Origin of the sequence: Pseudomonas sp. UV AK001, assembly GCF_046097675.1 — a bacterium.
GTDB classification, from domain to species: Bacteria; Pseudomonadota; Gammaproteobacteria; order Pseudomonadales; family Pseudomonadaceae; genus Aquipseudomonas; species Aquipseudomonas kribbensis.
In genome coordinates, this window is the sequence record NZ_JBJUVZ010000001.1 from 176,683 (window position 1) to 203,442 (window position 26,760).

Consider the following 26,760-nt stretch of genomic DNA (forward strand, 5'->3'; position numbering starts at 1 on the left):
TCAGATGCATTCCATGGCGAGCGCGGTTTTATCGTGCAGGTGGGTGTCCGGGGCTTTACTGGCGGCACTCAGAATGTCGTGGGCTCGGAACGGCAGGATCGATATCAGGCTGCTGGTCAGGCCATGACTGTGCTCCGTCGGCCCTTGCACAAAAAGGCGCGCAGAGACCGAGGGTCGGGTTTCAAGCGAATAATCCCTGGCCACTTTCAACGAACCATCCGGGTGGCGTAGCAGCAAGTGGTCCACGCCGCTCAACAGCCGGTGAGCGTGTTGCTGGTTGTAGCCCGTGGCGAGGATTACGGTGTCATAGCGATTGACGGTCGTGGCTTGCGTACGCTCGTCCCGCAGGGTCACGTCAAGGAATTGATCGTCCTTCGTGACGTGGGTCAGGGCGTGATAATTGAGGATCCGGGCACGGTCATGTCCCGCGAGTCTTTCTTCGTACAACTGCCCATACAACGCCTGGATCAGATCCTCGTCGACAGCCGCATAGTTGGTATGACGAAGGTGGCGCAAGGTGTGTTCTTTGATGGTCGCGGACGATTCGTAAAAGGCGTCGACGCTCGCCGGGTCGAAAATTTCATTGCTGAATGCGCTGCTGTTGGCCGGCATCAATGAGTGGTTTCGCACGGCCAGATCCACCCTGGCGTGTGGAAACTCATGGAGCACATGCTGGAAAATCTCCGCTGCGCTTTGTCCTCCGCCCACGATCAACACCCGCAATGCGGGGTTTTTCTCGGTGGCCTTGAGTGCCTCCAGGCGCGAGAGGTACTGAGAGCTGTGGAACAGCCTGGCACTCAAGTCCTGGGGGGAAATCCCACAGGGCAGTGCAGGGCTGCCCCCGGTTGCCATCACGATGTTGCGAGCGCGTTTGATCGTACGTTCACCGCTGCGCAGGTCATGGCAATGAACCTCGAATCCTTCTACTTCGCCTGTCGCGTTTTCGATTGGCGCAATCATCGACGCTGAACAGGCATATTGGACGCAGTGAGAAAACTTGTCCGCGGCCCATGCGAAATAGCCCTGGTAATCGTTGCGTGAGGGATACAACGCACGCAAGTTGATAAAGCTGTTGAGCCTCTCCTGTTCGTGGAGATAGTTGATGAACGTGAAAGGACTGGTCGGGTCTTTTTGCGTGATCAGGTCCTTTAGAAACATGACCTGCATTTTGGCACCGGGAAGCATCATGTCGCCGTGCCAGGAAAAAGCGGTCTTGTCCTCGATGAAGCCGACTGCCCCGTTGTAACCCGACGAGGAAACCGCGACGGCCAAAGCCAGGTTGGAGGGACCAAAACCAATGCCTAAAATATCGTAGGTGTCACTGCTGGGGGGTATGCAACGCATCATCAGGCCTCAGGAAATTCGTGGACAAAACCGCGGGTGGAAACGGTCACGACGGGTGAACGAAGTTCATCCTCCCGATCCTTGACACCGTTCCTTGCTCTCCCTCGATCAGGCGGGGAGATAGTGCGCAAAGAACTTTTTGGTGGGTTCCAGAACTTCCCATTGCCCCGTGAAACCGGCAGGCACGACGATGCTGTCGCCAGGTACGAACGTTTTGCTATTGCCCACATGGTCGGTAATGACCACTTTTCCACTGAGCATGAAATAGAACTCGTCTTCTTCGTAGATGCAGACGAATTTGCCCGGCGTGCTTTCCCATATGCCAGAAGTGAAGCGCTTGTCCTGGCTGCGGAAGTAGACACTGTTGACGATGTCTGGATCGCCGGAAATCAGGCGGTCGGGTCCTTTTTTCACGTTGAAGACTTCGGCTTCGGATTGGCCGAGGATCACGATGTCATCGATTTTTGGCTGCGACATTTCAATTTCCTTTTTGATGGATTGTTTCAACGAGGGCTTAGGTTTTATTCGATGAATTGCACGACCTGATGAACATTCACCGGGTTCATCAGTGAGTAGTGATCGCCGCTCAAAATCACGGGTTTCGGGTCGAGGCTCGAACCGTAGGGCGCCAGATGAGAAAAGCGCTGCGAATGGGCATTGGCCGCACGAAACAGTTGGCAATTGATCGCCATCGCTGAAGGTGGGACATAGGCCAGCAGCCGCTGATACAGCGCTTCATAAATGCGGTACAAGTTGAAAAGTTCGCGATGCCCGACCTTTCCCAGTTCCGGATGCTCATCTGCCAGTCGGTGATAAGCGGAATCGAAATTGTCTGAAGGCAAAACAGGGTTTTCACCGCTCACCGCTCCTTGCAAATAGTCATTGAAGAAGCCGTGGATCGAATCACATTGCAGGTAACCGGAAACTTGCCGGTTGTCGGCGGCGTAACTGTCGATGACAAACAACTTGCGCGGTGAATGCCCCAGACGTGCAGCTTGTCTGGCCATCTCAGTGGCGATGATTCCGCCCATGGACCAGCCAACGAGATAGGTGCGTTGAATATCGATTTCTGCTGAAAGCTGATCGAGATAGTGACGCGCAAGTGCCTCCAGGGTGTCTGGAATCTGCTCGATGGCAGGGCACTGGAGGCCATAGATGTCGAACTTCATCGAGAGCGCATTGATCAGCGGCTGATAGGAAACCAGGTGACCACCCACTGGATGGATCAGTACCAGGGGCGTTGTATGTTCCTCACCTTTTCTGAGCCGGACAAAAGAACTTGAAACGGCTGCTCGCGCTGTCAGGCTGCCAATCAGGCTGGCTTGTCTGGCGATCGTTGCGTATTCAAAGAAGTTGGCCAGTGACAGATTGACGTCGTATCGGTCATTGATCTGGCGAATCAACCTGATTGCGGATAACGAGGTGCCTCCAGCGGCGAAGAAATCCATGTCCACCGCAGAAACGCTGATGGAACCCGCTTCGTTCCACAGTCGGGCCAGTGCACGTTCGATTTCGCTGTGAGTGCCTTCATCCTCGACGAGCGCGCTGCAGGTGGGCAGAAGGAGCGCCGCCAATGCGGCCGTGTCGCGCTTCTGATTGGCTGTCAGGGGCATGGCATCGATACAGCGAATCTGCTCGGGAAGACTGTAAAGCGCAAGGTTGTCGCTGAGTGATGAGCGCAGCGCGTCCATGCCCTCAAAGGTGTCCGGATCGATGACGATGGCGGCAGCCAGACGTTTGCCGGCATTTTCGCCAATGAGCAGGCAGGCGGCTGCGGTGACGCCCTTTGTCTGCGTCAGGTATTTTTCAACCTCGGACAGATCGACCCGATAGCCCCGCACTTTGGCCTGGCTGTCCCGACGTCCGAGAAACTCCAGGGTTCCATCGGGCCAGTAACAACCGTAATCCCCCGTTCGGTACAGGCGGGATCCGTCAGGCTGAACAATAAAGCTTTGCGCTGACAATTCCGGGTCGTGATGGTAGCCGGCAGCAACACCTGCGCCGCCAATGTACAGCTCGCCTGGCACCCAGTTGGGCTGGTGCTGCAGGTCACGGCTCAGAACATCGAAGGTCTGGTTGTCCAGCGGGTAGCCATACGGAATGCTTCTCCAGTCGCGACGGACTTCACCGACTTCGTAATAGTTGGACCAGATTGACGCTTCGGTCGCTCCACCGAGCGCAATCAGGCGCACCTGCGGGCAGCACTCTTTCAGGCGCCGGGGCAGTGACAGGGGTATCCAGTCGCCGCTCAACAGGACGAGTCGCAAGGATGCCATGGCCTGGGCTGCCTGATCGCCAAGGTGATCAAGCAACATTTCCAGAAGCGCCGGGACGGTGTTCCACACGGTGACCCCGGATCGGGTCAGGCACTGACTCCACGTCTGCGGGTCGCGTTGGGCGATGGCGGGGGGCAGGACAATCGTCGCGCCTGTGGCGATGCCGCCCAGCAAGTCAAACACCGACAGGTCGAAGTTCAATTCGGACAGTGAAAGGATGCGGTCGCTGCTCGACAGTCCGAATCGACGAATCATGGAGAAAATCGTGTTTTGCACTGCGCCGTGTCTGATCGCGACGCCTTTGGGCGAACCGGTGGAGCCCGATGTATAGATGACATAGGCAAGCGCTTGAGCGTCCGGCTGGCGCAAGGTACTGGTGGCCAGTGCAGCGCTGTCGGGTTCGATGTCGATCAGTTTGAGCTCGCCGGGTTCTCCCGCCAGTTTTGCCAAACCCCTGGCATCCAGCATCAAGGTATTGACCCGGCTCTTTTCCAGAACTGCTTTGATGCGCTGGATCGGCCAGTCAATGTGCAGCGGCAGATACGCCTTGCCCGCCTGGATAACGGCCAGCGCCGCCGTGTATTGCGCCGGCGACTTGCCTGCAAGAATGCCGACGACTTCGGACACCTGCTCGCTTTTGTCGGCGTCTGTGATGGCCGCCGCAAGTACGTTCACCCGGGCGCCCAGCTCGCCATAGGTCATTTGTGTCTCGCCGCTGACGATTGCACACTGGTCAGGCAACGATTTGATGTGCTGATTGGCCAGGTCGAACAGGCCGTTTTCGTTAAAGGCAACGGTGGTGTCGTTGGCGCTCCGCCGACCCAGGACAAGCGCTGTGTCCAGAGGTATTTCCCAGGGCGTGAGCCAGTGTTCTGCGCATCCGGCCAGGTGCTTGAGCATATGCTGGTGAGTGAGTACCAGCTCTTCGATCAGGTGCGCAGGGAAGGCCGCCGCCACGTAATCGAACTGTGTGACCAGGTGGCCCGCATCCTCGAACACTTGATGGTCGAGAATGACCTGCGGGGTGTGCATCGACTTGCTGTCCAGTTCCCAGCCAGGGAGATCTATGCGTTGGGGAGGGCTGTCCTGTCCCTGGGTATCGAGTCCTGAAGCGAAGACATAAGGGATGTTGCTCAGACCCGCATCGCTGTCGGACTTGCGCATGCGATGGGCCACCTGGGTAGCGGACACCATGCTGTGCTGAAGGTCGCATACAAGTTGTGCGTGTACCGCTTTCGCACACGCCAGGAAGGTGTCGCCTTGCGGTTTCATTTCCAGCAACAAGGTCGAGCCGAAATTACCCAGTTGCTCATGAATGGGCTCGTCGCAGATGATCTGCGGTCGAGCGCTGACCAGGACAGTCAGGCAGAAATGATCACACTCTGACCACCTTTTCAGGACTTGCCCATAGAGCGTGCATAGCACGGCATTGGTCGTCAGATTGTATTGCCGAGCGCAGGCCTGGAGCCTCTGCCATGACTCAGGTTCCAGCCGGTGGGTGATCCGCTTGAACGAGGAGCGATGAGGCTGCGACGGGTGAGCGTCGCGACTCGCAGGTAGCTGCGGCCCACCGGGAAGTTCTCCCAGTCGTCGTGTCCAGTAGGCGATCGCGTTTCGATACTGCTGGCTGTGCCGGTAGTGCGTCAAAGCCTTGATAAATGATGGATACAGACTGTGTGCCTGCGCCTGGACGCCGTTGTCTGCTTTATAGAGCGTCGTAAAGTCACGGTAGATCAGGGTGATAGATCGCGCGTCCAGTACGAACAGGCGAGTGCTGAGGATCAAGTAGTGGAAGCTGCCGTTGTCGATCACGATACAGCCCAGCTGCGGACCTTGTGACAGGTCGGGAAGCAGTGTCTGCGGTGAGTCGAGCAAGGCCTTGTACCTTTCGAGTGCCTCGGCCGGGTCAGAAAAACACTCATGGATCGGAAGCCAGGGATCCGGCGTCTGATTGATCGATTGGCCACCCCGTTCAAGCGAGGCCTTGACCCTCAGCATCGGGTGCCTGACCAGCAGTGTGTTGACGGTCCGTGTCAGCCGTTCGAGATTCAGTCCGGTGACTTTGTAGCCTTGGGTGACAAACGCGGCGGTGCTCAATGTATCGAGTTCCGATTCGCCGACAAGGTAGGCCGTCTGCAAATCCGTCATGGGAAAAACCACGTTGTCGGGTTGTTTTTCCGTATCGACGACCAGGACGCCCGGGTTGCGATTGATGCACGCCAGCGCTTGAGGCGCGACACTGTTTACCTGAGCGATCAATGTTTCAGACGGGCAAGGGGAGGGGATGTCGAATGCCAGGTCACCTCGCCGTTTATTGACCGCGATGCCTTTTTCGGCCAAGGACCATAGCAAGTCCTCTATCGATTTCGCTTGAGCGTTATCAGGCAAATCAATCTGAATATTCGGGTTTAGCGACATGTTTCTTGGACTTCCCTGTTATTGCGCACTCACTGCTGCATCAAGTGCCCGGTCGCCCCTCCAGGAAGGGCGACCGGGCATTTCGGCTTTTCAGAAAAAAGAAGCCAGATGCTCGATCGTTCCGTTGTCGCTCAGCAGATCCTTGAGCTCGAAGTCGAACCCTTCCATTCGCGACCGCGCATACACTTGCAACGCCAGCAGCGAGTTGCCACCCAAGGCCAGGAACGGTGTGAACACGTCGATTTGATCCAACGCCAGGGCTTGTTGCCAGATGCCGGCCAGTCGCTCTTGCGCTTGACCGCTGGCGCCGGTGGGCTGGACTGGCAGCGATGCGTGACCACGGGTATAGGTGCCGTGGCCAGGGTTTTCGGATGCTGTGGTCCGGTTCAGTTGGCCAACCAGTTCCCCCAGGGTTTTGAGGGTGTCCATGCTGATCGCATTGAGGATCGAACGGAAATCCTCCAGCACTTCGTTGACCTTGGCCGGACTGAAGAAACCCTTGTCGTACTTGACCTGGAAGTACAGCGTCTCTTCGGGCATTGCCTCGATTGCAAAGGGATAGTTGGTCCAGCCGACGTAACGTTCCTGGCGGATCTTGATACCTTTTTTTGCACGCCAGTCGGACGTGCGCGGAAAGTTTTCGAAAATCAGCAGGGTTTCGAACAGGGGTTGATCGCTGGCGACCTCGGCCCCGGCCTGGACCAGTGGCAACGGATAGTGCTCATAGGCACGGGCTCCGACCTGGACGGCTTGCACCTCTTGAAGCCACTGATCCAGCGTGGCTTGTGGCGTGATGTTGAGGCGCATCGGCAAGCTGTTGATGAAAATGCCCACCATATCCTGCACCCCGGCCAGATCCACCGGACGATGAGTGATGGTGATGCCGAAGCAGATATCGCGCTGCTGACTGAACTTGGCCAGCACCAGCGCCCAGGCGCCCTGCACCAGAGTGTTCAGGGTCAATTGATGCTGTCTGCCGAAGGCTTGCAGGCGTTCGGTTTCCAGTTCGGTCATGTCCAGGCGGGCTTCGGCATGGAGCTCTTGAGCACTGGCGGAGAGGTTCAGCTTCTCGGCCTGGCTGATGATGGTCGGTGTGTTGAAATCCTTGAGGCGATTTTTCCAGTACGCCTGCGCGGCATCCACATCTTCTTGCGTCAGTGCGCTCACGTAGTCCCTGAACGGTCTGGCCGGGGCCAGTGCAGGTGGTGTCCCATCAAGCTCGGCTCGGTAAAACTCCAAAGAATCACTGAGCAGAATGAACAGCGACCAGGCGTCCAGAATCAGGTGGTGATAACTCATGACCAGCTTGTATTGCTGGTTGCCCAGCGTAATCAATGTCAGTCGGAACAGCGGTGCCCGCTCGTACACGAAGCCGCGTCGCCGGTCCTCGTTCAGATAGGCCTCGATGGACGATGGCACCTGGTCTGGTGCGACACCGGAAAGATCCAGTGAGGTCCAGTCCAGCGATGCGTGTTCGTGAATGAATTGCAGAGGTTCCCGCAGGCCGTCAGTGACCACCGCAGTGCGGAGGATTTCGTGGCGCTGGACCACCTGCTCCCATGCCTTTCGCAATGAAAGCTCAACCACGCTACCTTCGAGGTGATAGATGAATTGCTCGAAATAAACGCCCGAGTCAGGGTCGAGCAGGGAGTGGAACAGCATCCCTTTTTGCATGTCCGTCAGTGCAGAGCAGGATTGAGCGCCATGCGCCGCCATGACTTTACGTACGGCGTCATCGGGTACGAACGCGGTGTCGTTCGCCGCCGGGGAGCGGGCACCGACTGACGGCTCATCCAGGCTACGGCACTCCACATGCACGGCCATTTCCGCCACTGTGGGTGTTTCAAACACTTGCGTGGCCGACAGTTTTATACCGATCTGACGTGCCTTTGCACTGATCAGGAAGCCCTGTATGGAGTCCCCCCCCAGGGAGAAAAAGTTGTCGTGAATGCCGATGTTCTTCATCCCCAACACTTCTTCCCACAGCGCCGCAATCCGTGCCTGGGTGTCGGTCGTGGGCCGCGTGTTGTCTTCCGACAGTTCCAGCTCCCGAGAGCGCGAATCGCGCAGCGACTTGCGATCGACCTTGCCGTTGTCGGTATAGGGAATGGCATTCACGATCAGGAATCTGGCGGGCAGCATGTAGTCGGGCAGGCGGTTGGCCAGACTGGCGCGAAGTTGCGCAGCACTCGGCTCAATGCCGGCCTCGACGGTCAGATAGGCCGACAGGCGAGTATTGCCGCTTGGCGAGCGGATACCCACCACCACCGCTTCTTTAACGCCAGGGCAACGGTTCAGTTGAGCCTCGATTTCACCGGGCTCCACACGATAGCCGGCGACTTTCAACTGATCGTCGATTCGTCCCAGCAGGTCGATCCGGCCATCCGCGCCTTGTCTGGCGATATCCCCGGTGCGGAACGCCATTCCATAAGGCGTCTGTACAAAGCGCTCGCGAGTGAGTTCGGGCTGCTTGAAATAACCGTCTGCGATACCGACACCGGTAATCAGCAACTCACCGGGTTGATCCTCGGCGACTTTACGCAGCGATTCATCGACGATGACAGGCGTCAGTTCCGCCGGGAAACCGACAGGGACAAAACCGGCATATTGCTGTTCGGGCAGGCATTCCCAATGGCAGCTGTACAGCGCTTCGGTGAGGCCGTAGAGATTGAACAGTCGGGCCGGGATATCACAGGCGAAAAACCTTGAAGGCAGATCGCCCGGCATCACATCGCTGCTGCTGAACACATAGCGCAGCGAGCGATTCTGCTTGAATTCCGGCTCTTCGATCATGCCCGCCAACAGTGCCGGCACCGCCAGGAATACCGAAATACGGCTCTGGTTGATGGTTTGGACCAGTTTCGACGGGCTTCTGTGCTCGCCGGGCGGCAACACGACAATCACGCAACCTGAAAGCAGGGGCCAGAAAATTTCCCGGACAAGGTTGGTGACGCTCAGGGTCGTGCGCAGCAACTGGCGGTCGTTCTCGTTCAGCGGGAATCGCGTCTGCAACCAACGCTGACCGCTGACCAAGGCGCGATGGGACAGCATGACGCCTTTGGGTTGCCCGGTAGAACCCGAGGTGTAGAACACAAAGGCCAGGTGATCGGCGCTTACCGTCGGCAGGCTTTGCGCGCCAGAGATGGGCGGCGAGTCAAGCAGGTGATCAAGGGTTAGCGTGACACCGCTCCAGGCACCTTCAACGTTTGCGCTCGCCTGTTCGACGACCAGCGCCTGGGCATCACAGTGGTCGAGGATGGCGGCCCGACGCTCGTCGGTATCTTCCGGGTCGATGGGAACACAGGTACAGCCGGCCTTCAGAATGCCGATGACACCTGCCAGCATGTCCAGCGAGCGCGGCACCTGGATTGCGATTCGGCTGCCGGGGGATAGGCCCTTGCCAAGCAGGCTGCGCGCAATCTGTTCGGCCCGTTTCTCCAATTGGGCATTGGTCAACAGTGAGTCATTGAAAACAGCCGCTGTCGCCTCAGGCGCCAACGCCACTCGTGCAGTCAGAAAGTCATGTAAACATTCGTTGAACATACCCTGGGCCTCTCTTATTCAAATCCATGTGATGCTGTTGTTTTTTTCAGCGCCCAGTAGCAAGGAAGACTGCTGTAGTCGCGCTATTGGCGAACAGTCTTCAATGTGATTCAGGCCAAGTAGTCACTGCGGTTGATTCGACTGCAGATAAACGATTTTTTCAATTGGCGGCCAAGCTATATGAAAATAACGAGGAAGAAAAATATCCAGTTTTCTGTGGGTTATTCATTTTTGATATGGCTTGACAATAGTGTTTGTGCGCCAGCAGTCTGTTGGGGTTGGCAAGGATAAATAGTGACTTTCCGGGTTTAAACTCAATGCCTTTGCATAACATAAGAGTTGTGCAGAGAGTGTCTTGGTGGTGGAAGGATATGGCCGGTTTTGAATTGGTTTTCAAAGTGCATGAATCTCTGTATTCGGTATACAGGCTTAAAGGGATTCCGGATATCGCTTGTCTGTCAGCGAGCAAGGATGTTCTGTCCCTGTCGATTGCGCCGAATGAAATTACCCTTATTTGCAGAAGTGATCTTCAAGTCACGGGTTGTGAAATCGATCAGGCCAGCCTCACCTGGCGGTGCCTCGAAGTAGTCAGTGAGCACCCGGCCGATGTGGTAGGTCTGATTGCCTTTGTCAGCCATGTGCTGGCCGGGGCCGGTATCAGCCTGTTGACGATCTCGACCTTCGCCGGAGACTTGTTTTTCATCAAGGATGAGTCGCTGGTCAAGGCCAAGGATGCCTTGAGTGCTGCGGGCAACACCATTATCCAGCCTGCCGGGCTGACCAGGAGCAGACCGTGAGCCGCGTATTCTCATTAGACGATCTGGCGCAACTGGGCGAGAAGATCCGCGCGGCGGAGCCTGTGTTCCTGGACGGACGATACAGCTTCACCAAAGACCGCAATGTTCATGTGCGGGCGACATTGGCCAGGCGCGTGGATCTGGAAGAGCGGATGCAAGCCTGGCTGGCTCGCCGCCTGAGTGCCGACACCTTACTTGCCAGAGTTTCCCAACGCTGCAATGTGGGTGAAAAAGTGAAATGGCCCGAGCACTTTCCAGTGCGTATTGTCGAGGCCGATTACGAGATAGCCTTGTTTAATAATGTATTTCTCTATTTTCCTTTTGGTGCCGGACTTCGCAGTGAGGAAGAACAGCATATTTTTGGTTTTGAGCTGGTAGAAGTATCGACGCGGATTTTTAAACAAGTGCATGCGCCGATATTGCGGCTGGTGGGTTCGGGTAATGTAAATAAAATGTTCGAAGACGGTTTTTCGGATTGTTTGGAGGAAGTCGTCTGTCTGTATTCCCTGTTACATGAAATGTGTCATCGCGTGGGGGTGTGGCGAGTTGTTCCGTCGAAAGACAAGTCGTTACGCGTCAGTGGCGGGAATCTTGCCATTGTTGGAGAGCTCTGGGCGGATTTGCAACTTGTCGAGAGCGCCAGAGAGTTTCCGGAACTTGTTCTGTTCATCTTTTTGAATCGTATTTTCTGGTATGCCCGAAAAGGCTATGACGCCAATACGTCGCACGCAGATCTGAACAGTGATAATGATGCCTGGGGCGGCGCTTACCTGTGGGTGAGGTTACGCGAGGCGGGAGCGCTGTCCATTAATCAGGTCACTGGCAAACTCGATTTCGAGTTGCGCGCCATGACGGATGTATTCAGTGCCTGCTACCAGGAACTGGAGTCACTGGGTTTGGCGTGCCTTGAGGCGGGAGTCAATGGCGACGAGCTGGTCAATCAATGGAAGTCGAGTGTATTGCCTGGTCTCTTGGGTGAGCAGGTCGTGCCCTTTGAGTTGCAAGCGATCTATGCGCAATGCCGGAGGGTGCCTGAAACGTTTCAATGATGAGTCTTCATGATTCACATCGTTGACGCTCCGAGGAATCCATTGCTTCGCCTTAATGGGAAGTATTACCATTCGCTCCCCTTTCCTCAGCACGCCGCAATGATCCCCATGCTGCCCCGCAGACCCGGCTTTCTCGAGCATTACGAAGAGTTGATCGGCACCTGGACCCGTCGCCTGCGCAATCGCTCGCAGGCCGAGGATCTGGCGCACGACACCTTTGTGCGGGTGCTCGAATCCGATTCGTCGGCGGTGCAGCAACCCCGGGCGTATTTGCACCAGACGGCGCGCAACATCGCGGTGGACGGCTATCGGCGTGAGGACCGGCGGGGTGCCATGGAGTCGGAGGCGATCGATCTCAGTGAGTCGCCGACCGGCGACCCGGAGCATTACATGCATGCGATCCAGCTGGCCGATTCCATCGAACGGGCGCTCACCGAGTTGCCGGTCAACTGCCGGCGGATTTTCGTCTGGCAGAAGATCGAAGGCCTGACCCAGGCGGAAATCGCCGAGCGCCTGGGCCTGTCCAAGAACATGGTGGAAAAGTATATGATCCGCACCCTGCGGCATCTGCGTGATCGCCTGGACGGGGCGCAATCATGAGCCGCGGCGTCTTTTCATCCCCAGCCAAACAGGACATTCCATGATGGATACTCGTGATTGCGCGTGCGGGCAAACAACGGTGCGCGATGAGGCGGCACGCTGGTTTGTGCGTTTGCAGGAGCCTGCTGTCGACGCCGAACAATATCGGAACTTCGAAACCTGGCTGAACGAACATCCGCAGCACCGTGATGAATTCCAGTTGCTGCAAGGCCTGTGGACAGCGGCGGATCTGCTGCCGGCGCCACGGCTCAAGGCTCTGTGCGACACTCCGCCAGCGCGTCGCGAACGTCGTCCGCTGCTGCGTTATGCAGTGGCGGCCAGTGTGGTCGCGGTGGCCCTCGGGCTCGGTCTGTTCAGTGGCTTGAATCACCCAGCGGGTTACAGCGCCGAATTCGTCACCGCGCTGGGCGAGCGCAGGCATGTGGCATTGCCGGACGGCTCGGTGATCGACCTCAACAGCCGCAGCCGTCTGCAGGTGCGATTCGAGAAGGATCGGCGCCTGATCGAGTTGACCGAAGGCGAAGCGATGTTCAGCGTCGAGCACGACACTTCGCGACCGTTCGTGGTCGAGGCCGGCAGCGGCAAGGTCACGGTCACTGGCACGCGCTTCGATGTGCGCCGTGACGTGACGCAAACCCGGGTCGCCGTGGAGCAGGGTACGGTCAAGGTGCAGGGGCGGCATGCGCCAGACAACGAGTTCATCAACCTGACGGCCGGCCTCGGCACCCATGTCGACGCCCATGGCGTTGTGGCTCAGGCTTACGCGGTCAACCCGGCGGAGCTGACGGCGTGGCGCAGCGGCAAACTGGTGTTCAACAACGCCAGTCTCAGCGAAGTGGTCGAAGAAGTGTCTCGATACCGCGACAAGCCGTTGACCGTCGCCAACCCGGCCGTGGCCAGTCTGCGCCTGACCAGCGTGTTCAAATCCGACAACACCGACGCCTTGCTCAAGGCCTTGCCGAGCATCCTTCCGGTGGCCGTGCGGACCCACGCCGACGGCAGTCAGGAAATAATTTCAAAATAAAATTCAGGTTTTTTTCGAGTTCGTCGTCTTCCTGTTCAACTGCAACTGGTTTGCATTAACAGCCGCACACTCTTGCGATCCACAGGACTCCGTACGACGTGAAAAACACCACTGCCAACAACAAAAAATCCCCCTGGTTGCCGCTGGCGCTTGCGCTGGCGGTCAACACTGCGATGCCGCTGGCATTCGCCGCCGACGCCATTCATATCCGCGCGCAGCCACTGGGCCAGGCGCTGAGCGAACTGGGTCAGCAAACCTCGCTGCAAGTGTTTTTCAGCCCGGACCTGGTCGCCGGCAAACAGGCCCCGGCGGTCGATGGCAATCTTTCGCCGGAGGACGCGCTGCGCCAGTTGTTGCAGGGCAGCGGCCTGAACTATCAGATCAATGAAGGCTCGGTGACCCTGTCGCCAGCGCCGACCGCAGCCGCCAACGGCCCGCTGGAACTGGGCGTGACCGACATCAAAGTGGTCGGTGACTGGCTCGGCGACGCCGATGCCGCCGTGGTACAGAACCACCCGGGCGCGCGCACGGTGATTCGCCGCGAAGCCATGGTCGAGCAGGGCGCGATGAACGTCAGCGATGTCCTCAAGCGTGTGCCGGGCGTGCAGGTGCAGGACTCCAACGGCACCGGCGGCAGCGACATCTCGCTGAACGTCGGCGTACGTGGCCTGACTTCGCGTCTGTCGCCGCGCTCCACCGTGCTGATCGACGGCGTGCCGGCTGCGTTCGCGCCGTATGGTCAGCCACAACTGTCGATGGCACCGATTTCCTCCGGCAACCTCGACAGCATCGACGTCGTGCGCGGCGCCGGCTCCGTGCGTTACGGGCCACAGAACGTCGGCGGCGTGATCAACTTCGTGACCCGTGCCATCCCGGAAAAAGCCACCGGTGAAATCGGAACCACCCTGGAAACCACCCGTTATGGCGGCTGGAAACACATCGATACCGCGTTCCTTGGCGGCACCGCCGACAATGGCATGGGCGTCGCGCTGTTGTACTCCGGCGTCAACGGCAACGGTTACCGCGAGCGCAACAACGGCAACGACATCGACGACGTGCTGCTCAAGACCCACTGGGCGCCGACCGATCAGGACGATTTCAGCCTCAATTTCCATTACTACGATGCCAGCGCCGACATGCCCGGCGGCCTGACGCAGAAACAGTACGACGACAAACCGTACGATTCGGTACGCGACTACGACAACTTCAGCGGCCGCCGCAAGGATGTGTCGTTCAAGTGGATCCGCCAGATCGACGAGCGCACTCAGGCCGAAGTGCTGACCTATTACACCGACAGCTTCCGTGGCAGCACCATCGCCGCCCGCGACCAGAAAACCCTGAGCTCGTATCCGCGCTCCTACTACACGCTGGGTATCGAGCCACGTGTCTCGCGGGTATTCGATGTCGGCCCGACCACTCAGGAAGTCAGTGTCGGTTATCGCTACCTGAAGGAGGCCATGCACGAGCAGTCGAGCCGTCTGGCGCTGGTCAACAATGAGCCGGTGGTCACCAAGACTTCCGACGGCCACGTGTTCCAGGACCGTACCGGCGGCACCGAGGCCAACTCGGTCTACGTCGACAACAAGATCGACGTCGGCAAATGGACCATCACCCCGGGCATTCGCTTCGAGCACATCAACACCGACTGGCACGACCGCGCCGTACTCGACACCGCCGGCAAACGCGTGCCGGAGAAAAACCGCAGCATCGAGAGCAACGAACCGCTGCCGGCGCTGAGCGTGATGTATCACCTGTCGGATGCGTGGAAGCTGTTTGCCAACTACGAAACCTCGTTCGGCAGCCTGCAGTATTTCCAGCTGGGGCAGGGCGGCTCGGGTGACCAGACCGCCAATGGCCTGGAGCCGGAAAAGGCCAAAACCTACGAGATCGGCACCCGCTACAACGATGACGTGTGGGGCGGTGAAGTGACGCTGTTCTACATCGACTTCGACGACGAACTGCAATACATCAGCAACGATGTGGGCTGGACCAACCTCGGCGCCACCAAGCACCAGGGTATCGAGGCTTCGGTGCACTACGACATGGCGGCGCTCGATCCGCGTCTCGATGGCCTGACCGCCAACGCCGGTTTCACCTACACCCGCGCGACCTATGAAGGCGAGATTCCAGGCTTCAAGGGCCGCGACCTGCCGTTCTATTCGCGTCAGGTGGCGACCGTCGGCCTGCGTTACGACATCAACCGCTGGACTTACAACATCGATGGTTTCGCCCAGTCCAAGCAGCGTTCACCGGGCACCGGCGTGAATGCCGATGGCAGCTTCAGCAACAACTACATCACCGAAGGCACGGCGGACGGTCAGTACGGCGACATCCCGGGCTACGTGACCTGGAACGTGCGCGGCGGCTATGACTTCGGTGCACAGCTGTCGAACCTGAAGCTCGGCGCCGGGGTGAAAAACATCTTCGACAAGCAGTACTTCACCCGCTCCAGCGACAACAACTCGGGGATGTATGTCGGCGCGCCGCGTACGTTCTTCGTGCAGGCCAGCGTCGGTTTCTGACCCCGCACGGTTCGTTCCCGCACGGCGCGGGAACGAGCCGATTCAGACCTTGAGGGCTTTGCCGCCTATCGCCACCGCCACCAGCAGCGTCGCCATCAACCCGAAGGCGAAACTCAGGCTGCTGGCATGGGCGACAAACCCGATCACCGCCGGCCCCGCCAGAATCCCCGCGTAACCCAGCGTGGTGATTGCCGGCACGGCGATGCTTTCCGGCATCACCGTCTGCTTGCCCACCGCCGTGTACAGCACCGGCACGATGTTCGAACAGCCGGCGCCGACCAGTGCATAACCGACCAGCGCGGCTTCCCAGCTCGGCGCGAACGTTGCCAGAAACAAACCCGCCGCCGCCAGCAGACCGCCAAACAGAATGATCCGCGTCGCACCCAGTGCGCGAACAATCCGGTCACCAGTCAAACGACCCGCCGTCATCGTCAGCGCGAACGCCGCATAACCCAGCCCTGCATACGCCGTATCGATCCCGCGTTCCTGCGCCAGAAACACCGCGCTCCAGTCCAGCGCCGCGCCTTCGGTGAGGAACACGATGAAGCACATCCCGCCGATGAACAGCACGATCCCGTGAGGGATCGCGAACGCCGGTCCCGAGCTTTCACTGCCGTAAGGCAACATGTGCGGCACAGCCTTGAACAGCGCCGCGATCAGCACCACGACCACCACCAGCATCGCCGCCAATGGCGACAATCCAAGGCCAAGCAGGGCGCTGACGCCTGCCGCGCCGACGATCCCGCCGAGGCTGAACAGGCCGTGAAACCCCGACATCATGTTCTTGCCGCTGGCTCGCTCGACGATCACCGCTTGCAGGTTCACCGTCGAGTCCACCGTGCCGAGCCCGGCGCCGAACATGAACAGCGTGGCGATCAACGCCGGGATAGACGACACCGTTGCCAGCAACGGCAATGCCGCGCAGATCAATAAGGTGCCGCCGGTTGCCACACGCCGACAGCCGAACCGCGTGGCCAGAATCCCCGCCAGCGGCATTGCCAGAATCGAACCTACCCCCAGACACAACAGCAACAGGCCCAGCGTCCCTTCATCGAGCCCGGCCCGCGCCTTGGCATACGGCACCAGCGGCGCCCATGCGGCGATGCCGAGCCCGGCGATGAAGAAGGCGATGCGCGTGGACATCTGTTGCAGACGTCCGGGGACGAAGGTGTCGTTGGGCGTGAGACTGGTCATGGGAATCCTTGGCAAAAAACGTTTCAGCAGGGGACATCCTTGCACAGCTCTTCTGTGGGAGCGAGCCTGCTCGCGATAGCGTCGTGTCAGTCGAACTCATTGACTGATACACCGCCATCGTGAGCAAGCTCGCTCCCACAGGGAATTGCGTTTTACAGTGACGCCTTTGGCAACTTGAAACCAAGGGGCGGTTCATGACGCAGTTCTACGATGCACGGGGCAATATCTACGGGGTTATCTCACCCCGGGCGCTACGGGAGTCGGGCATCGACCTGCCCACCGATGCCGAGCAATGTGCCTTGTCTCGACAGGCGTGGAGCCGCGCCGCGATCGCCCTGTGTTGTGACTGGCCCGACGGTCAGCGACCTGCCGGCAGCAAGTCCCACTGCAGCGATGGCTTGCTGATCGGTCCGTTCCAGGCCTCACCACCCTTCGATCTGCTGATCGTCAACACCGACGGCACGCTCGCCGAGCGCAGTGGCAATGGCCTGACGATTTTCTCTCAGGCGCTGCTCGAACAGGGGCTGATGCTGGAAGAGGGGGCATCGTTGCAGGTGCATCACGACAAGCAGGATGCGTCATCGCCAGTGCCCGTTTCCGTCAAACCGGCAGAAGTGGCCGGCGTGCAAGGCTTCTGGCTGGATCTCGGGCGACCCGGTTTCGGTCCGTCAGCTGTCGGTGCAGTCGGCGTTGAGTCGGTGCGATTCAACAACGTAGAAGTCAGCCGCGTGAAGCCATTGGCGCAACTCGATCCCGCCTGGGCGCACAGTCAGTTCGTGCGCATCGGCAATCCGCATTGTGTGACGCTGGTACAGGATGAAGCCGCATTGCCGGGCAACGCACAGATGCTTGAATCGCCGCTGGCAGACAGTCTGACCGCCATCGCCTACGCCATGCCCGTCGGCGCCGGCCGGCCGTGCCCGGCCGGGGTCAATCTGCAGTGGGCGATGCACGCAGGCGATCAACGCATCGCCGCACGAGTATTCGAACGGGGCGAAGGCCCGACGGCGTCTTCCGGCACCAGCGCCAGTGCAGTGGCGTGTGCGGCCTGGCGGGCGGGCTGGGTGTCAGCGGGAGAGGTGCAGGTGCTCATGCCGGGCGGGACGGCACCGGTATTGCTGGAAGAAGAGGGCGGTGAACTGACTGGCGTGCGTCTGTTCGGCACCGCGCATCAGACAAAAAGATGAAGTCCCTTTCATGATCGTCCCCCCGGGAACGATGGATCCCTTGGACTTCACTGTGGACCGGTTGGCAGCGGTTGTCGCCTGTCAGATTTGACAGGGCGGCTCTATCGTTTTGCGATAACGCCGCCCCGACCCATAACCATGAGTTCCCTCGATTCAGTGCGCCTTGAACAGTTTCACTGCAATCACGGCAGCGGTGTCCACCGTCAGATGCAGCAGTGCCTGCGGAGTGGTCTGCGCATCCTTGAAGCATTCGACGATGACCGCTTGCGCCCCGCAGGCCTGTATCGCCAGCCGGTCAGCGTCGCGCAACTGCCGTTTCACCGCCGCACTGACCGGAATCGGTGGGTGGCCCTCGCGAACCGCTGCGCAGAATTTCAGAGAGATTTCTCTTGGCGTGGGCCCTGGTGGTGAGGCCAGGCCTGCTTCTGCAAATAAATGATTGAGTTGCTCCGCCGCACTGACGGCTCGCGGAAAACCGGCAAACGCCGAGGCCTGCAGCAGCACCTCGGTCATTTCGCCAGGCGCCAGGCCTGACGCGAGCCCGGTCTTGAGGTGCACGCTCAGTGGCGGTCCGACCATGCCCGATGCCACAACGGAGGCAAATGACACCGCCTCGCGCAATCGCGGGTCGAGACCGGGGCGTGCGTGCAAATGCCCGTACACCACGCCAACGGCCAGTTCGCCCAACGCGGGAGCGGTATGAAACAAGGCATCGAGCCGGGCGCCGCCATCGGGCACCAGATCGATAAACGTATGACGGCCTTCGCGATACAGCGTGGCCATGGGATCGGAAGCAGTTTTGGGGTTCATGTCGCGTCCTCATGCAGCAATGAGGATGGCAGCGAAGCAACTACGCGCGAACTACGGCATGACAGGGCGTCCATCGGGAAAGGTCGGCGCCGTTGCGACGCCGACCTTTACACCTTAGACGAACTCCACCACCGGCATCTGCCGCTTCATCAACACCTTGCCGCCACGGATCGAATACAGCGGCAAGCCCTGGCTGCGGATGACTTCGTAATCACTGTCCGCCGACAGGATCAGCAGGTTGGCCGGGCGACCCTGTTCCAGGCCATAGCGCTCACCGAGGTGCATGGCCTTGGCGCTGTTGTCAGTGACCAGATCCAGTGCGCTTTGCAGGTTGCGGTAACCGAGCATGTGGCAAATGTGCAGCCCGGCTTCGAGCACGCGCAGGATGTTGCCGTTGCCCAGCGGATACCACGGGTCGACGATCGAATCCTGGCCGAAGCAGACGTTCATGCCCGCTTCGAGCAACTCGTTGACGCGGGTCACGCCACGGCGTTTCGGGAAGTTGTCGAAGCGGCCTTGCAGGTGAATGCTTTCGGTCGGGCAGGAGACAAAACTGATCCCCGAGTGCCCGAGCAGGCGGAACAGTTTGGCGCAGTAGGCGTTGTCGTAGGAGCCCATCGCGGTGGTGTGGCTGGCCGTCACGCGTGCGCCCATGTCGCGGCTGCGGGCCTCTTCGGCCAGCACTTCAAGGAAGCGCGAGTGCGGGTCGTCGGTTTCGTCGCAATGCACGTCCACCAGGCAGCCGGTGCGTTCTGCCAGGTCCATCAAAAACTTCACCGAGCTGACGCCCTGATCGCGGGTGTATTCGAAATGCGGAATCCCGCCGACCACATCGGCGCCCATGCGGATCGCTTCTTCCATCAGCTCGCGACCGTTGCGGAACGACTCGATGCCTTCCTGGGGGAACGCGACGATTTGCAGGTCGATCAGGTGACGGCTTTCTTCGCGGACTTCAAGCATGGCCTTGAGCGCGGTGAGTTGCGGGTCGGTGACATCGACGTGGGTGCGCACGTGCTGGATGCCGTGGGCGGCCAGGGTCTGGATGGTCTTTTTCGCCCGGGTCTTGGTGTCTTCCTGGGTGATGGTGACCTTGCGCTCGCCCCAGCATTCGATGCCTTCGAACAACGTGCCGCTCATGTTCCAGCGCGGCTCGCCGGCGGTCAGGGTGGCGTCCAGGTGAATATGCGGCTCGACGAAGGGCGGCACCACCAGATTGCCGCCGGCGTCGAGGTCGTCGGGGCCCAGGGTCGGCGCTTCGGTCTGGCGCGCGATGCTGCGGATCAGGCCGTCTTCGAGGTGCAATTCGTGCAGACCTTCCTGGTTGCGCAGTCGGGCGTTGATGATGTGCATCAGGCAAATCCTTCTTATAGGTCTTGTAGTGGCGCGCTGGCGCGGCGGGCGCCCAGCAGGCCGGTGACGATGACATACGTTAGCGCGGCAGCGGCGATCCCCACCAGCGGCGCGATCCACGGCGAGTGAAACGCCGCGAGGGTGCCAACCGCGTAGGCCCCGAGCCCCGGCCAGTTGAAGGCCGGCAGCCGTGCGTCGGCCAGGCGCGGATAGTGACCGCGCCAGCGGAAGAAAAAGTCGGCCATGATGACCCCGCCAATTGGTGGAATCACGGTGCCGAGCAGGATCAGATAAGGCACCAGCATGTCATACATGCCCAACAGCGCGAGCAGCGTGCCGATCACCGCACCGGCCAGGGTCACGGTCTTGCGGCGCCCGGTGCGCAGCAGGTTGCAGCCGGCGACGGCGAAGTTGTAGATGGTGTTGTCCTGGGTGCTCCAGATGTTCAGTAGCAGCATGGCCATAGCCGCCATGGCGAAACCTTGCAGCAGCAACACTTCAACCACGTCGGGTTGTTGATAGACGATCGCGCCATAGGCGCCGATCAGCACCATCAGGCCGTTGCCGATGAAAAAACCGATCAGGCTGGCCAGCACCGCGACCCGCGCCGAGCGTGAGAAACGCGTCCAGTTGGTGGCCTGGGTCGCGCCGCTGACGAAGGTGCCGAACACCAGGGTGATGGCGGTGGACCAGTCCAGTGAACCGGTCGGCACCACGGCCAGCAAACCCTCAAGGCCACCGACCTTCACCGTGGCCACCCACATTGACAGCATCAGCAGCAACATCATGGCCGGCACCGCGATGTACGACAGAATCTCCAGCCCGCGATAACCGACATACGCCGTGGCGCAGAACACCAGGCCGAACAGCACCATCAGCCCGAGCACCGTACCGTCGTCCAGGGCGAAATATTTACCGAGTACCACCGCTGCCGTCGCAGTACCCCAGGCGTACCAGCCGATCTGGGTGAAACCCAGGATCAGGTCGCTGAGCTTGCTGCCCACTTCGCCGAAGCAGAAGCGCCCCATGAGCACAGAGTTCAGGCCGCTCTTGAAGGCGATGTAACCCAGTGCTGCGGCGTAAAGGCCCAGCAGCAGATTGCCGATGATGATCACCGCCATCATCTCGCCAAAGCCGAACGCCACGCCGAGCTTGCCGCCGGCAAACATGGTCGCGGTGAAGAAGGTGAAGCCCAGCAGCACCATGGCCGTCGAGGCCAGGCCTTTGCGGGCGTGCATAGGGACTTCGCTGAGGGGGTAGTCGTTGCCGGGATCGTTCTGCGTCATGGCGGGCGTTCCTTGCTGGAAAGGGGAGGACGCGAGGAGGTTGCAGCGGTCGTGCCAGTTACCGATTGGCGAGGTTATGTATAGACGAGAGATCGGATTTGGCGCGAAAGCGGTGCGCCTGCCTCCGCTGAAGCACAAAGTGGGAGCCATCAGGCCGGTTGTTTTTCGGCTCAGAGAAAACGCAGCAGAGCAGCGACAATGGCTTCAGGCGCATCTTCCTGGACCAGATGCCCGGCATTCGGAATCGGGTGAAACTGCGATCCTGGAATCATGTTGTGCAACTCGCGTCCGCGCTCAATGGGAATCCACTGATCTTCCTCGCCCCAGAGAATCTGCACCGGGCAGCGAATCGTCGGGTACAGCGGCTGCACCTCCAGCGTGTAGCGCTGATCCATCTGCGCGATCTGCCGGTAGAACGCCGCTTGCCCCGGATCGCCCAGCCACGGCTGCACGTAGGGCGCCAGTTCATCGTCGGGAATGTCCCGGTGAATGGCGCCGCGAATGTAGGTCGGCACGATGGCGCGCTGGATGTAATCCGGCAGGCCGCTGAACGCCGCTTCATGCTGGCGCACGTGCTGCACGAAAGGCGAGCCCCAGGGCGTCAGCGCCACCGGGTCGATCAGGGTCAGGGTGCGGTAATCCTTGCCGTTGAGCAGGTGCGCGCGCAGGGCGGTGGCGCCACCGAAGTCGTGGGCAACCACGTCCGGGCGTTGCAGGCCCCAGTGATCCAGCAGTTGCGCGAGCAATTCGTTCTGCACGCCGAGGGAGACATCGGCGTCCGGTTGCTCGGAGCGCCCGTAGCCCAGCAAGTCGAAGTAATGCACCCGATGCGTGGCGAAAAAATGCGGCGCGATGCGGTGCCACACATAAGATGAGAAGGGCGTGCCATGTACGAACACCAGCGGCGGGCCGTCGCCGCGCACCCCGTGGCGAATCTGTCGCCCGTTGAAATCAAAGACCTGATCCAGCAGCCAGTCCGTCATGGGCCTGTCCTCTTGGCGGGTTCGAGCCAAAAAGCATAGGCGTAAAAAAACCACCGGTCTCGGTGGTTTTTTGTGTCGCGGGATTTACTCGCCGCGATAGATGCAACCGCTGGTGCAGGTCTCGTGGATGCGGATCGCACTGAGTTCCGGCAACAGGGGCTTCAACTCATTCCAGATGAACTTGGCCAGCACTTCGCTGGTCGGGTTCTCGAGGCCCGGAATGTCGTTCAGGTAGTTGTGGTCCAGACGCTCGTACAGCGGCTTGAAAATCGCCTTGATCTCGGAGAAATCACGGATCCAGCCAGTGTGCGGGTCGAGGTCGCCGCTCAGGTGAATCGCCACTTTGAACGAGTGACCGTGCAGGCGTCCGCACTTGTGGCCGTCCGGTACGTGGGGCAGGCGGTGGGCGGATTCGAACGTAAATTCCTTGAAGATTTCCACAGTGATTTCAGCTCTGTTCAGATGGCGTTCGCCGCAGCGAATTCGGGCAGGCGGCGAGTTTACCAGCTTGTCTCCGGCTGTGCTGACTAAAGGGTCAGCAAGCGCTCGGCGAGGCGACCATTGGCAGTCAGTTCAAGGAATTCGTCGCCCAGCCGGCGGCTCTCGTCCATCGCCGCGCGCCAGTATTTCTGCCGACTCGGTGCATCGCCCATGAAGCGCTTGAAGTCGTTGCGGTCGGGGAGTTTGCCGTAGGGCAGGCGCGCCAGGTATTCCTTGGACGGCGCCAGCAACAGCACGTCCTGCAAACGCTCGGTCGAGGCTTTGCGCCACGGCAGGGTCTTGTCGAACCAGCCCGGGATCACCCGGTCGGTGAAGTGCGGATAGAGCACGATACCGTCGCCGCTGTAGGGCAGGTCGAGGTGATAGTCCAGCAGGCCGCCGTCACGAAAGGTGCCGGCGCCGGCGCCCGGCAGATCGCGCACGCCTTCCATGACCATCGGGATCGAACCGGACGCCAGCAGCGCCTGACGCAGGTTGCCGGCATCGAGGGCGACGAAGCGCGACGGGAAATCGGTCAACGCGTGTACCGGCGGCGCCAGGCGCGGGTCGTGGATGATCAGCCGTTCGAAGTGCCGCGACAGCCGCGCCCGGCCCCGCAGGTTGTCGGCGATCACCGAACCCAGCGCCAGCCCGAGCCGGCCACGATGGTCGTTCGCCAGCCCGCCGTGGCTTTTGACCACCATGATGTTCAAGCGGTAATGGGCATTGTCGAGCAGTAGCGCATCGCGGCCGTCGAGCAGGTCATCGAGCATGCGCTGCGAACTGCGGCTGACGTCGCTGATGGTCACGCCCTTGTTGAAGTTCTGCTCGGTGTACAGATGGCCGAGGCGACGAATACCTTCGGCGGCGTCCGGCAGACAGGCGCTGGCGAAGCGCCAGGAGCCGACCGACGCACCGATCAGCGAACGCTCGCGCGGAGCCGCCGGCAGCCACTCGCCGAACAGCGCCAGATCCAGCCCCTGAATCCCCAGCGCCTTCGGTCCGCCGGCCGCACCGGGCAAAGTGCCGACATCGGCAGCGTTCAGACCCTGGGCGCGGATGCGTGCCATGGCACGCGGGCCAGCCTTGAGGGTCAGGGAAGGGAACTTGATGTGGATGGCTGTCATACCGGTCTCGATCGTTAGCAAGCGAAAGATTATAAGCACATGTTGCCGACGCTGCTGAAGCTGGCCCAGTGATGGCCATTCAGTTTCAGTTAAGTTCGCACCGTTATGGTGCTCCGTAGCGGCACTGAAAATACGGAGAACCCATGAAAACCCTGACTGCCCTGAGCCTTGCCTCGTTCATCGGTCTGAGCGCGAGCCTGGCCCACGCACGGGATCTTGGCCCGGATGAAGCCCAACGTTTGCACGACGCTGGTACTATCGTGCCCTTCGAGCAGCTCAATGCCACGGCGCTGGACAGGCATCCGGGTTCCACCATTACCGACGCCGAGCTGAAAGAGAAGTACGGCAAGTACCTCTACCAGCTCGATCTGCGCGACCCGCAGGGGCTGGAATGGGATGTGGAACTGGACGCGGTCAGCGGGCAAGTGCTCAAGGATCATCAGGATACGTAATGAAGGTGAATGCTCGCGCCACCGGTCGAACCGCGTTGGCGCTTTTGATTTTCTGCTCGGTGGCCGGGGCTCGTGATCTCGATCAGGACGAAGCCCTGCGCCTGCGCCAGCAGGGGGTGATTCTGCCGCTGGAGCAGGTGCTGCATAACGCGCTGGATCGCTACCCCGGTGCGAAACTGCTGGAAGTCGAGCTGGAAGAAAAGCACGACGTCTACATTTACGAAGTCGAGTTGCTGACTGTCGACGGGGTGACCCGCGAACTCCATCTCGAAGCCGCCACCGGCCGTTTACTGAAAGACAAGGAAGATTGATCGATGCGTTTGCTTCTGGTGGAAGACCACGTCCCCCTGGCCGATGAGTTGATCGCCGGCCTGCAACGCCAGGGTTATGCCGTGGACTGGCTGGCGGACGGGCGCGACGCGGTCTATCAGGGCCGCAGCGAACCGTACGACCTGATCGTTCTCGACCTCGGCCTGCCGGGCGTGCCGGGCCTTGAAGTGCTGGCGCAATGGCGCGCGGGCGGGCTGGCGACGCCGGTGCTGATCCTCACGGCCCGGGATTCCTGGGCCGAGCGCATCGAAGGCCTGAAGGCCGGCGCCGACGATTACCTGACCAAACCTTTCCATCCGGAAGAACTGTATTTGCGCATCCAGTCGCTGCTGCGTCGCTCCAAGGGGCAGGCCAACCAGCCGACGCTCAAGGCCGCAGGGCTGCATCTGGACGAGGGCCGCCAGTGTGTCGTGCGTGACGGTGCCGATATTCAACTGACCGCTGCCGAATTCCGCCTGCTGCGTTACTTCATGCTGCACCCGGAGCAGATCCTTTCCAAAAGCCACCTCGCCGAACACCTGTACGACGGAGAGACCGAGCGCGATTCCAATGTGCTGGAAGTTCACGTCAATCACCTGCGGCGCAAGCTTGGCAAAAGCGTGATCGAAACCCGGCGCGGCCAGGGTTATCTGTTCGGCGGACAGGCTTCGTGAGATCGATCCAGCGCCGCTTGAGCCTGGGCCTGATCAGCGTGATGGTGGTTGTCGGCGTGATACTGGCGCAAACCAGTCTGTGGCTGTTCGAAGTGGGTTTGCAGCGTTACCTCGAAGCCGGCCTGCGCAATGACAGTGAAAGCCTGCTGGTGGCGCTGGTCCGTGGCCCGCAAGGCTTGCAACTGGATGAGCGACACCTGTCGCCGGCTTATCAGCGACCGTTTTCCGGCCACTATTTCCGCATCGACTTTGCCGACAGTCACTGGCGCTCACGCTCCTTGTGGGATCAAGACCTGCCACTGTTGCCGGAGCCCGGTCTGCACAGCAATCTGCAACTGGGGCCGGACGGGCAGCAACTTCTGGTGCTGCGCTCGGATTACCGACGGCTCGGCCAGTCGATCTCCATCAGCGTGGCCCAGGATTACACCCCGGTGCGGGAGAGCTTCCAGCGCATGCGTCAGATCGGTCTGGGCCTTGGTTTGGCGGGGCTGCTGCTGATCCTGATCCTGCAACGACTGACCGTGCACCGCGCCTTGCGACCGCTGGAAAAGGCTCGCGAACAGATCGCCCAGTTACAGCAAGGCCAGCGCTCGCAACTCGATGAGCAAGTGCCGGCAGAACTGGAACCGCTGGTGGCGCAGATCAACCACTTGCTGGCGCACACTGAAGACAGCCTCAAGCGTTCGCGCAATGCCCTGGGCAATCTGGGGCACGCGCTGAAAACCCCGCTGGCGGTGCTGCTGAGTCTGGCCTCGAACGAAAAACTCGATGCCCATCCCGAGCTGCGCAAGACCCTCAAGGAACAACTGGAACAGGTTCAGCAGCGGCTGAACCGCGAGCTCAACCGTGCGCGGCTGTCCGGTGATGCGTTGCCGGGGGCGCTGTTCGATTGCGACGCGGAGCTGCCGGGGTTGCTGGCGACATTGAACATGATCCACGGCGAACACCTTTCGTTGAGCTACGTCGCGCCGACCGGGCTGCAATTGCCGTGGGACCGTGAGGACCTCTTGGAACTGCTCGGCAACCTGCTGGACAACGCCTGCAAGTGGGCGGATGCCGAGGTGCGGCTGAGCGTGGTCGAGACGGCTGAAGGTTTTGTATTGAGCGTGGAAGACGATGGGCCGGGGATTCCCGAGGCACAGCGCGATCAGGTGTTCAGTCGGGGCACGCGGCTGGATGAACAGACCCATGGGCATGGATTGGGGCTGGGGATTGTGCGGGATATTGTCGAGACGTGGGGTGGGGTTTTGGTGTTGGGGGAGAGTGAGTGGGGTGGGTTGAAGGTGGAGATTCAGTTGCCCCGGCGGTGAACCCGCCCTCCACAGGAATCTGTGG

General features: G+C 60.2%; 21 protein-coding genes. 10 read left to right on the forward strand and 11 right to left on the reverse strand.

Annotated elements, in window-relative coordinates; translation table 11 throughout:
- The 4 genes from ACKLNA_RS00835 to ACKLNA_RS00850 all read right to left on the reverse strand — a co-directional run bounded on the left by ACKLNA_RS00835 (nucleotide 1) and on the right by ACKLNA_RS00850 (nucleotide 9,581).
- Nucleotides 1-1,347: a lysine N(6)-hydroxylase/L-ornithine N(5)-oxygenase family protein gene (locus tag ACKLNA_RS00835; protein WP_408984562.1), complete on the reverse strand. Its 1,347-nt coding sequence runs from the start codon at nucleotides 1,345-1,347 to the stop codon at nucleotides 1-3.
- A gap of 105 nt (nucleotides 1,348-1,452) precedes the next feature.
- The gene (locus ACKLNA_RS00840) at nucleotides 1,453-1,821 is read right to left on the reverse strand and encodes a cupin domain-containing protein (protein WP_408984563.1); all 369 of its coding nucleotides are present in this window, start codon (nucleotides 1,819-1,821) and stop codon (nucleotides 1,453-1,455) included.
- A gap of 44 nt (nucleotides 1,822-1,865) precedes the next feature.
- Complete coding sequence (locus ACKLNA_RS00845) at nucleotides 1,866-6,038, reverse strand: non-ribosomal peptide synthetase (RefSeq protein WP_408984564.1); 4,173 nt, start codon at nucleotides 6,036-6,038, stop codon at nucleotides 1,866-1,868.
- Nucleotides 6,039-6,128: 90 nt separating this feature from the next.
- Entirely contained in the window at nucleotides 6,129-9,581 is a 3,453-nt protein-coding gene (locus ACKLNA_RS00850; RefSeq protein ID WP_408984565.1) for an amino acid adenylation domain-containing protein, read from the reverse strand.
- Between the two features lie 371 nt (nucleotides 9,582-9,952).
- Here ACKLNA_RS00850 and ACKLNA_RS00855 point away from each other — a divergent pair, with 371 nt between their 5' ends.
- The 5 genes from ACKLNA_RS00855 to ACKLNA_RS00875 all read left to right on the forward strand — a co-directional run bounded on the left by ACKLNA_RS00855 (nucleotide 9,953) and on the right by ACKLNA_RS00875 (nucleotide 15,573).
- Nucleotides 9,953-10,378: an ACT domain-containing protein gene (locus tag ACKLNA_RS00855; RefSeq protein ID WP_408984566.1), complete on the forward strand. Its 426-nt coding sequence runs from the start codon at nucleotides 9,953-9,955 to the stop codon at nucleotides 10,376-10,378.
- On the forward strand, nucleotides 10,375-11,427 hold the full coding sequence (locus ACKLNA_RS00860; protein ID WP_408984567.1) for a hypothetical protein: 1,053 nt from the start codon (nucleotides 10,375-10,377) through the stop codon (nucleotides 11,425-11,427). The genes ACKLNA_RS00855 and ACKLNA_RS00860 overlap by 4 nt, the downstream gene beginning before the upstream one ends.
- Nucleotides 11,428-11,526: 99 nt before the next feature.
- Nucleotides 11,527-12,027: a sigma-70 family RNA polymerase sigma factor gene (locus tag ACKLNA_RS00865; protein ID WP_045121794.1), complete on the forward strand. Its 501-nt coding sequence runs from the start codon at nucleotides 11,527-11,529 to the stop codon at nucleotides 12,025-12,027.
- Nucleotides 12,028-12,067: 40 nt separating this feature from the next.
- Nucleotides 12,068-13,051: a FecR family protein gene (locus ACKLNA_RS00870; RefSeq protein ID WP_408984568.1), complete on the forward strand. Its 984-nt coding sequence runs from the start codon at nucleotides 12,068-12,070 to the stop codon at nucleotides 13,049-13,051.
- 98 nt (nucleotides 13,052-13,149) lie between these two features.
- Nucleotides 13,150-15,573, forward strand: a complete 2,424-nt coding sequence (locus ACKLNA_RS00875; RefSeq protein WP_408984569.1) for a TonB-dependent siderophore receptor — start codon at nucleotides 13,150-13,152, stop codon at nucleotides 15,571-15,573.
- A 42-nt stretch (nucleotides 15,574-15,615) separates the two neighbouring features.
- On the opposite strand, the gene ACKLNA_RS00880 is transcribed toward ACKLNA_RS00875, so the two are convergent.
- On the reverse strand, nucleotides 15,616-16,767 hold the full coding sequence (locus ACKLNA_RS00880; protein WP_134827483.1) for an MFS transporter: 1,152 nt from the start codon (nucleotides 16,765-16,767) through the stop codon (nucleotides 15,616-15,618).
- Nucleotides 16,768-16,961: 194 nt separating this feature from the next.
- On the opposite strand from ACKLNA_RS00880, the gene ACKLNA_RS00885 reads away from it, so the two are divergent.
- On the forward strand, nucleotides 16,962-17,954 hold the full coding sequence (locus ACKLNA_RS00885) for a diaminopimelate epimerase (protein WP_408984570.1): 993 nt from the start codon (nucleotides 16,962-16,964) through the stop codon (nucleotides 17,952-17,954).
- A gap of 153 nt (nucleotides 17,955-18,107) precedes the next feature.
- Here ACKLNA_RS00885 and ACKLNA_RS00890 read toward each other — a convergent pair whose 3' ends face one another.
- The 6 genes from ACKLNA_RS00890 to ACKLNA_RS00915 all read right to left on the reverse strand — a co-directional run bounded on the left by ACKLNA_RS00890 (nucleotide 18,108) and on the right by ACKLNA_RS00915 (nucleotide 23,990).
- Nucleotides 18,108-18,764 (reverse strand): carboxymuconolactone decarboxylase family protein, encoded by a 657-nt coding sequence (locus ACKLNA_RS00890; protein ID WP_408984571.1) that lies wholly within the window; start codon nucleotides 18,762-18,764, stop codon nucleotides 18,108-18,110.
- 114 nt (nucleotides 18,765-18,878) lie between these two features.
- The gene (gene codA, locus ACKLNA_RS00895) at nucleotides 18,879-20,114 is read right to left on the reverse strand and encodes a cytosine deaminase (protein WP_085712539.1); all 1,236 of its coding nucleotides are present in this window, start codon (nucleotides 20,112-20,114) and stop codon (nucleotides 18,879-18,881) included.
- A 14-nt stretch (nucleotides 20,115-20,128) separates the two neighbouring features.
- Complete coding sequence (gene codB, locus ACKLNA_RS00900; protein WP_408984572.1) at nucleotides 20,129-21,400, reverse strand: cytosine permease; 1,272 nt, start codon at nucleotides 21,398-21,400, stop codon at nucleotides 20,129-20,131.
- Nucleotides 21,401-21,570: 170 nt separating this feature from the next.
- Nucleotides 21,571-22,383, reverse strand: coding sequence for an alpha/beta fold hydrolase (locus ACKLNA_RS00905; RefSeq protein ID WP_408984573.1), 813 nt, complete (start codon nucleotides 22,381-22,383; stop codon nucleotides 21,571-21,573).
- Between the two features lie 84 nt (nucleotides 22,384-22,467).
- Nucleotides 22,468-22,824: a 6-carboxytetrahydropterin synthase QueD gene (gene queD / locus ACKLNA_RS00910; protein WP_007955941.1), complete on the reverse strand. Its 357-nt coding sequence runs from the start codon at nucleotides 22,822-22,824 to the stop codon at nucleotides 22,468-22,470.
- A gap of 86 nt (nucleotides 22,825-22,910) precedes the next feature.
- Nucleotides 22,911-23,990: a patatin-like phospholipase family protein gene (locus ACKLNA_RS00915; protein WP_408984574.1), complete on the reverse strand. Its 1,080-nt coding sequence runs from the start codon at nucleotides 23,988-23,990 to the stop codon at nucleotides 22,911-22,913.
- Nucleotides 23,991-24,133: 143 nt separating this feature from the next.
- Here ACKLNA_RS00915 and ACKLNA_RS00920 point away from each other — a divergent pair, with 143 nt between their 5' ends.
- Genes ACKLNA_RS00920 through ACKLNA_RS00935 form a run of 4 tightly spaced genes read left to right on the forward strand, consistent with a single transcriptional unit; the run spans nucleotide 24,134 to nucleotide 26,735 of the window.
- Nucleotides 24,134-24,442, forward strand: a complete 309-nt coding sequence (locus ACKLNA_RS00920; protein ID WP_408984575.1) for a PepSY domain-containing protein — start codon at nucleotides 24,134-24,136, stop codon at nucleotides 24,440-24,442.
- Nucleotides 24,442-24,753, forward strand: a complete 312-nt coding sequence (locus ACKLNA_RS00925) for a PepSY domain-containing protein (protein WP_119428499.1) — start codon at nucleotides 24,442-24,444, stop codon at nucleotides 24,751-24,753. Before ACKLNA_RS00920 ends, ACKLNA_RS00925 begins: the two co-directional genes overlap by 1 nt.
- A 3-nt stretch (nucleotides 24,754-24,756) precedes the next feature.
- Nucleotides 24,757-25,425, forward strand: coding sequence for a response regulator transcription factor (locus ACKLNA_RS00930; RefSeq protein WP_085712534.1), 669 nt, complete (start codon nucleotides 24,757-24,759; stop codon nucleotides 25,423-25,425).
- On the forward strand, nucleotides 25,422-26,735 hold the full coding sequence (locus ACKLNA_RS00935) for a sensor histidine kinase (RefSeq protein WP_408984576.1): 1,314 nt from the start codon (nucleotides 25,422-25,424) through the stop codon (nucleotides 26,733-26,735). The genes ACKLNA_RS00930 and ACKLNA_RS00935 overlap by 4 nt, the downstream gene beginning before the upstream one ends.
- Nucleotides 26,736-26,760: the final 25 nt, after the last annotated feature.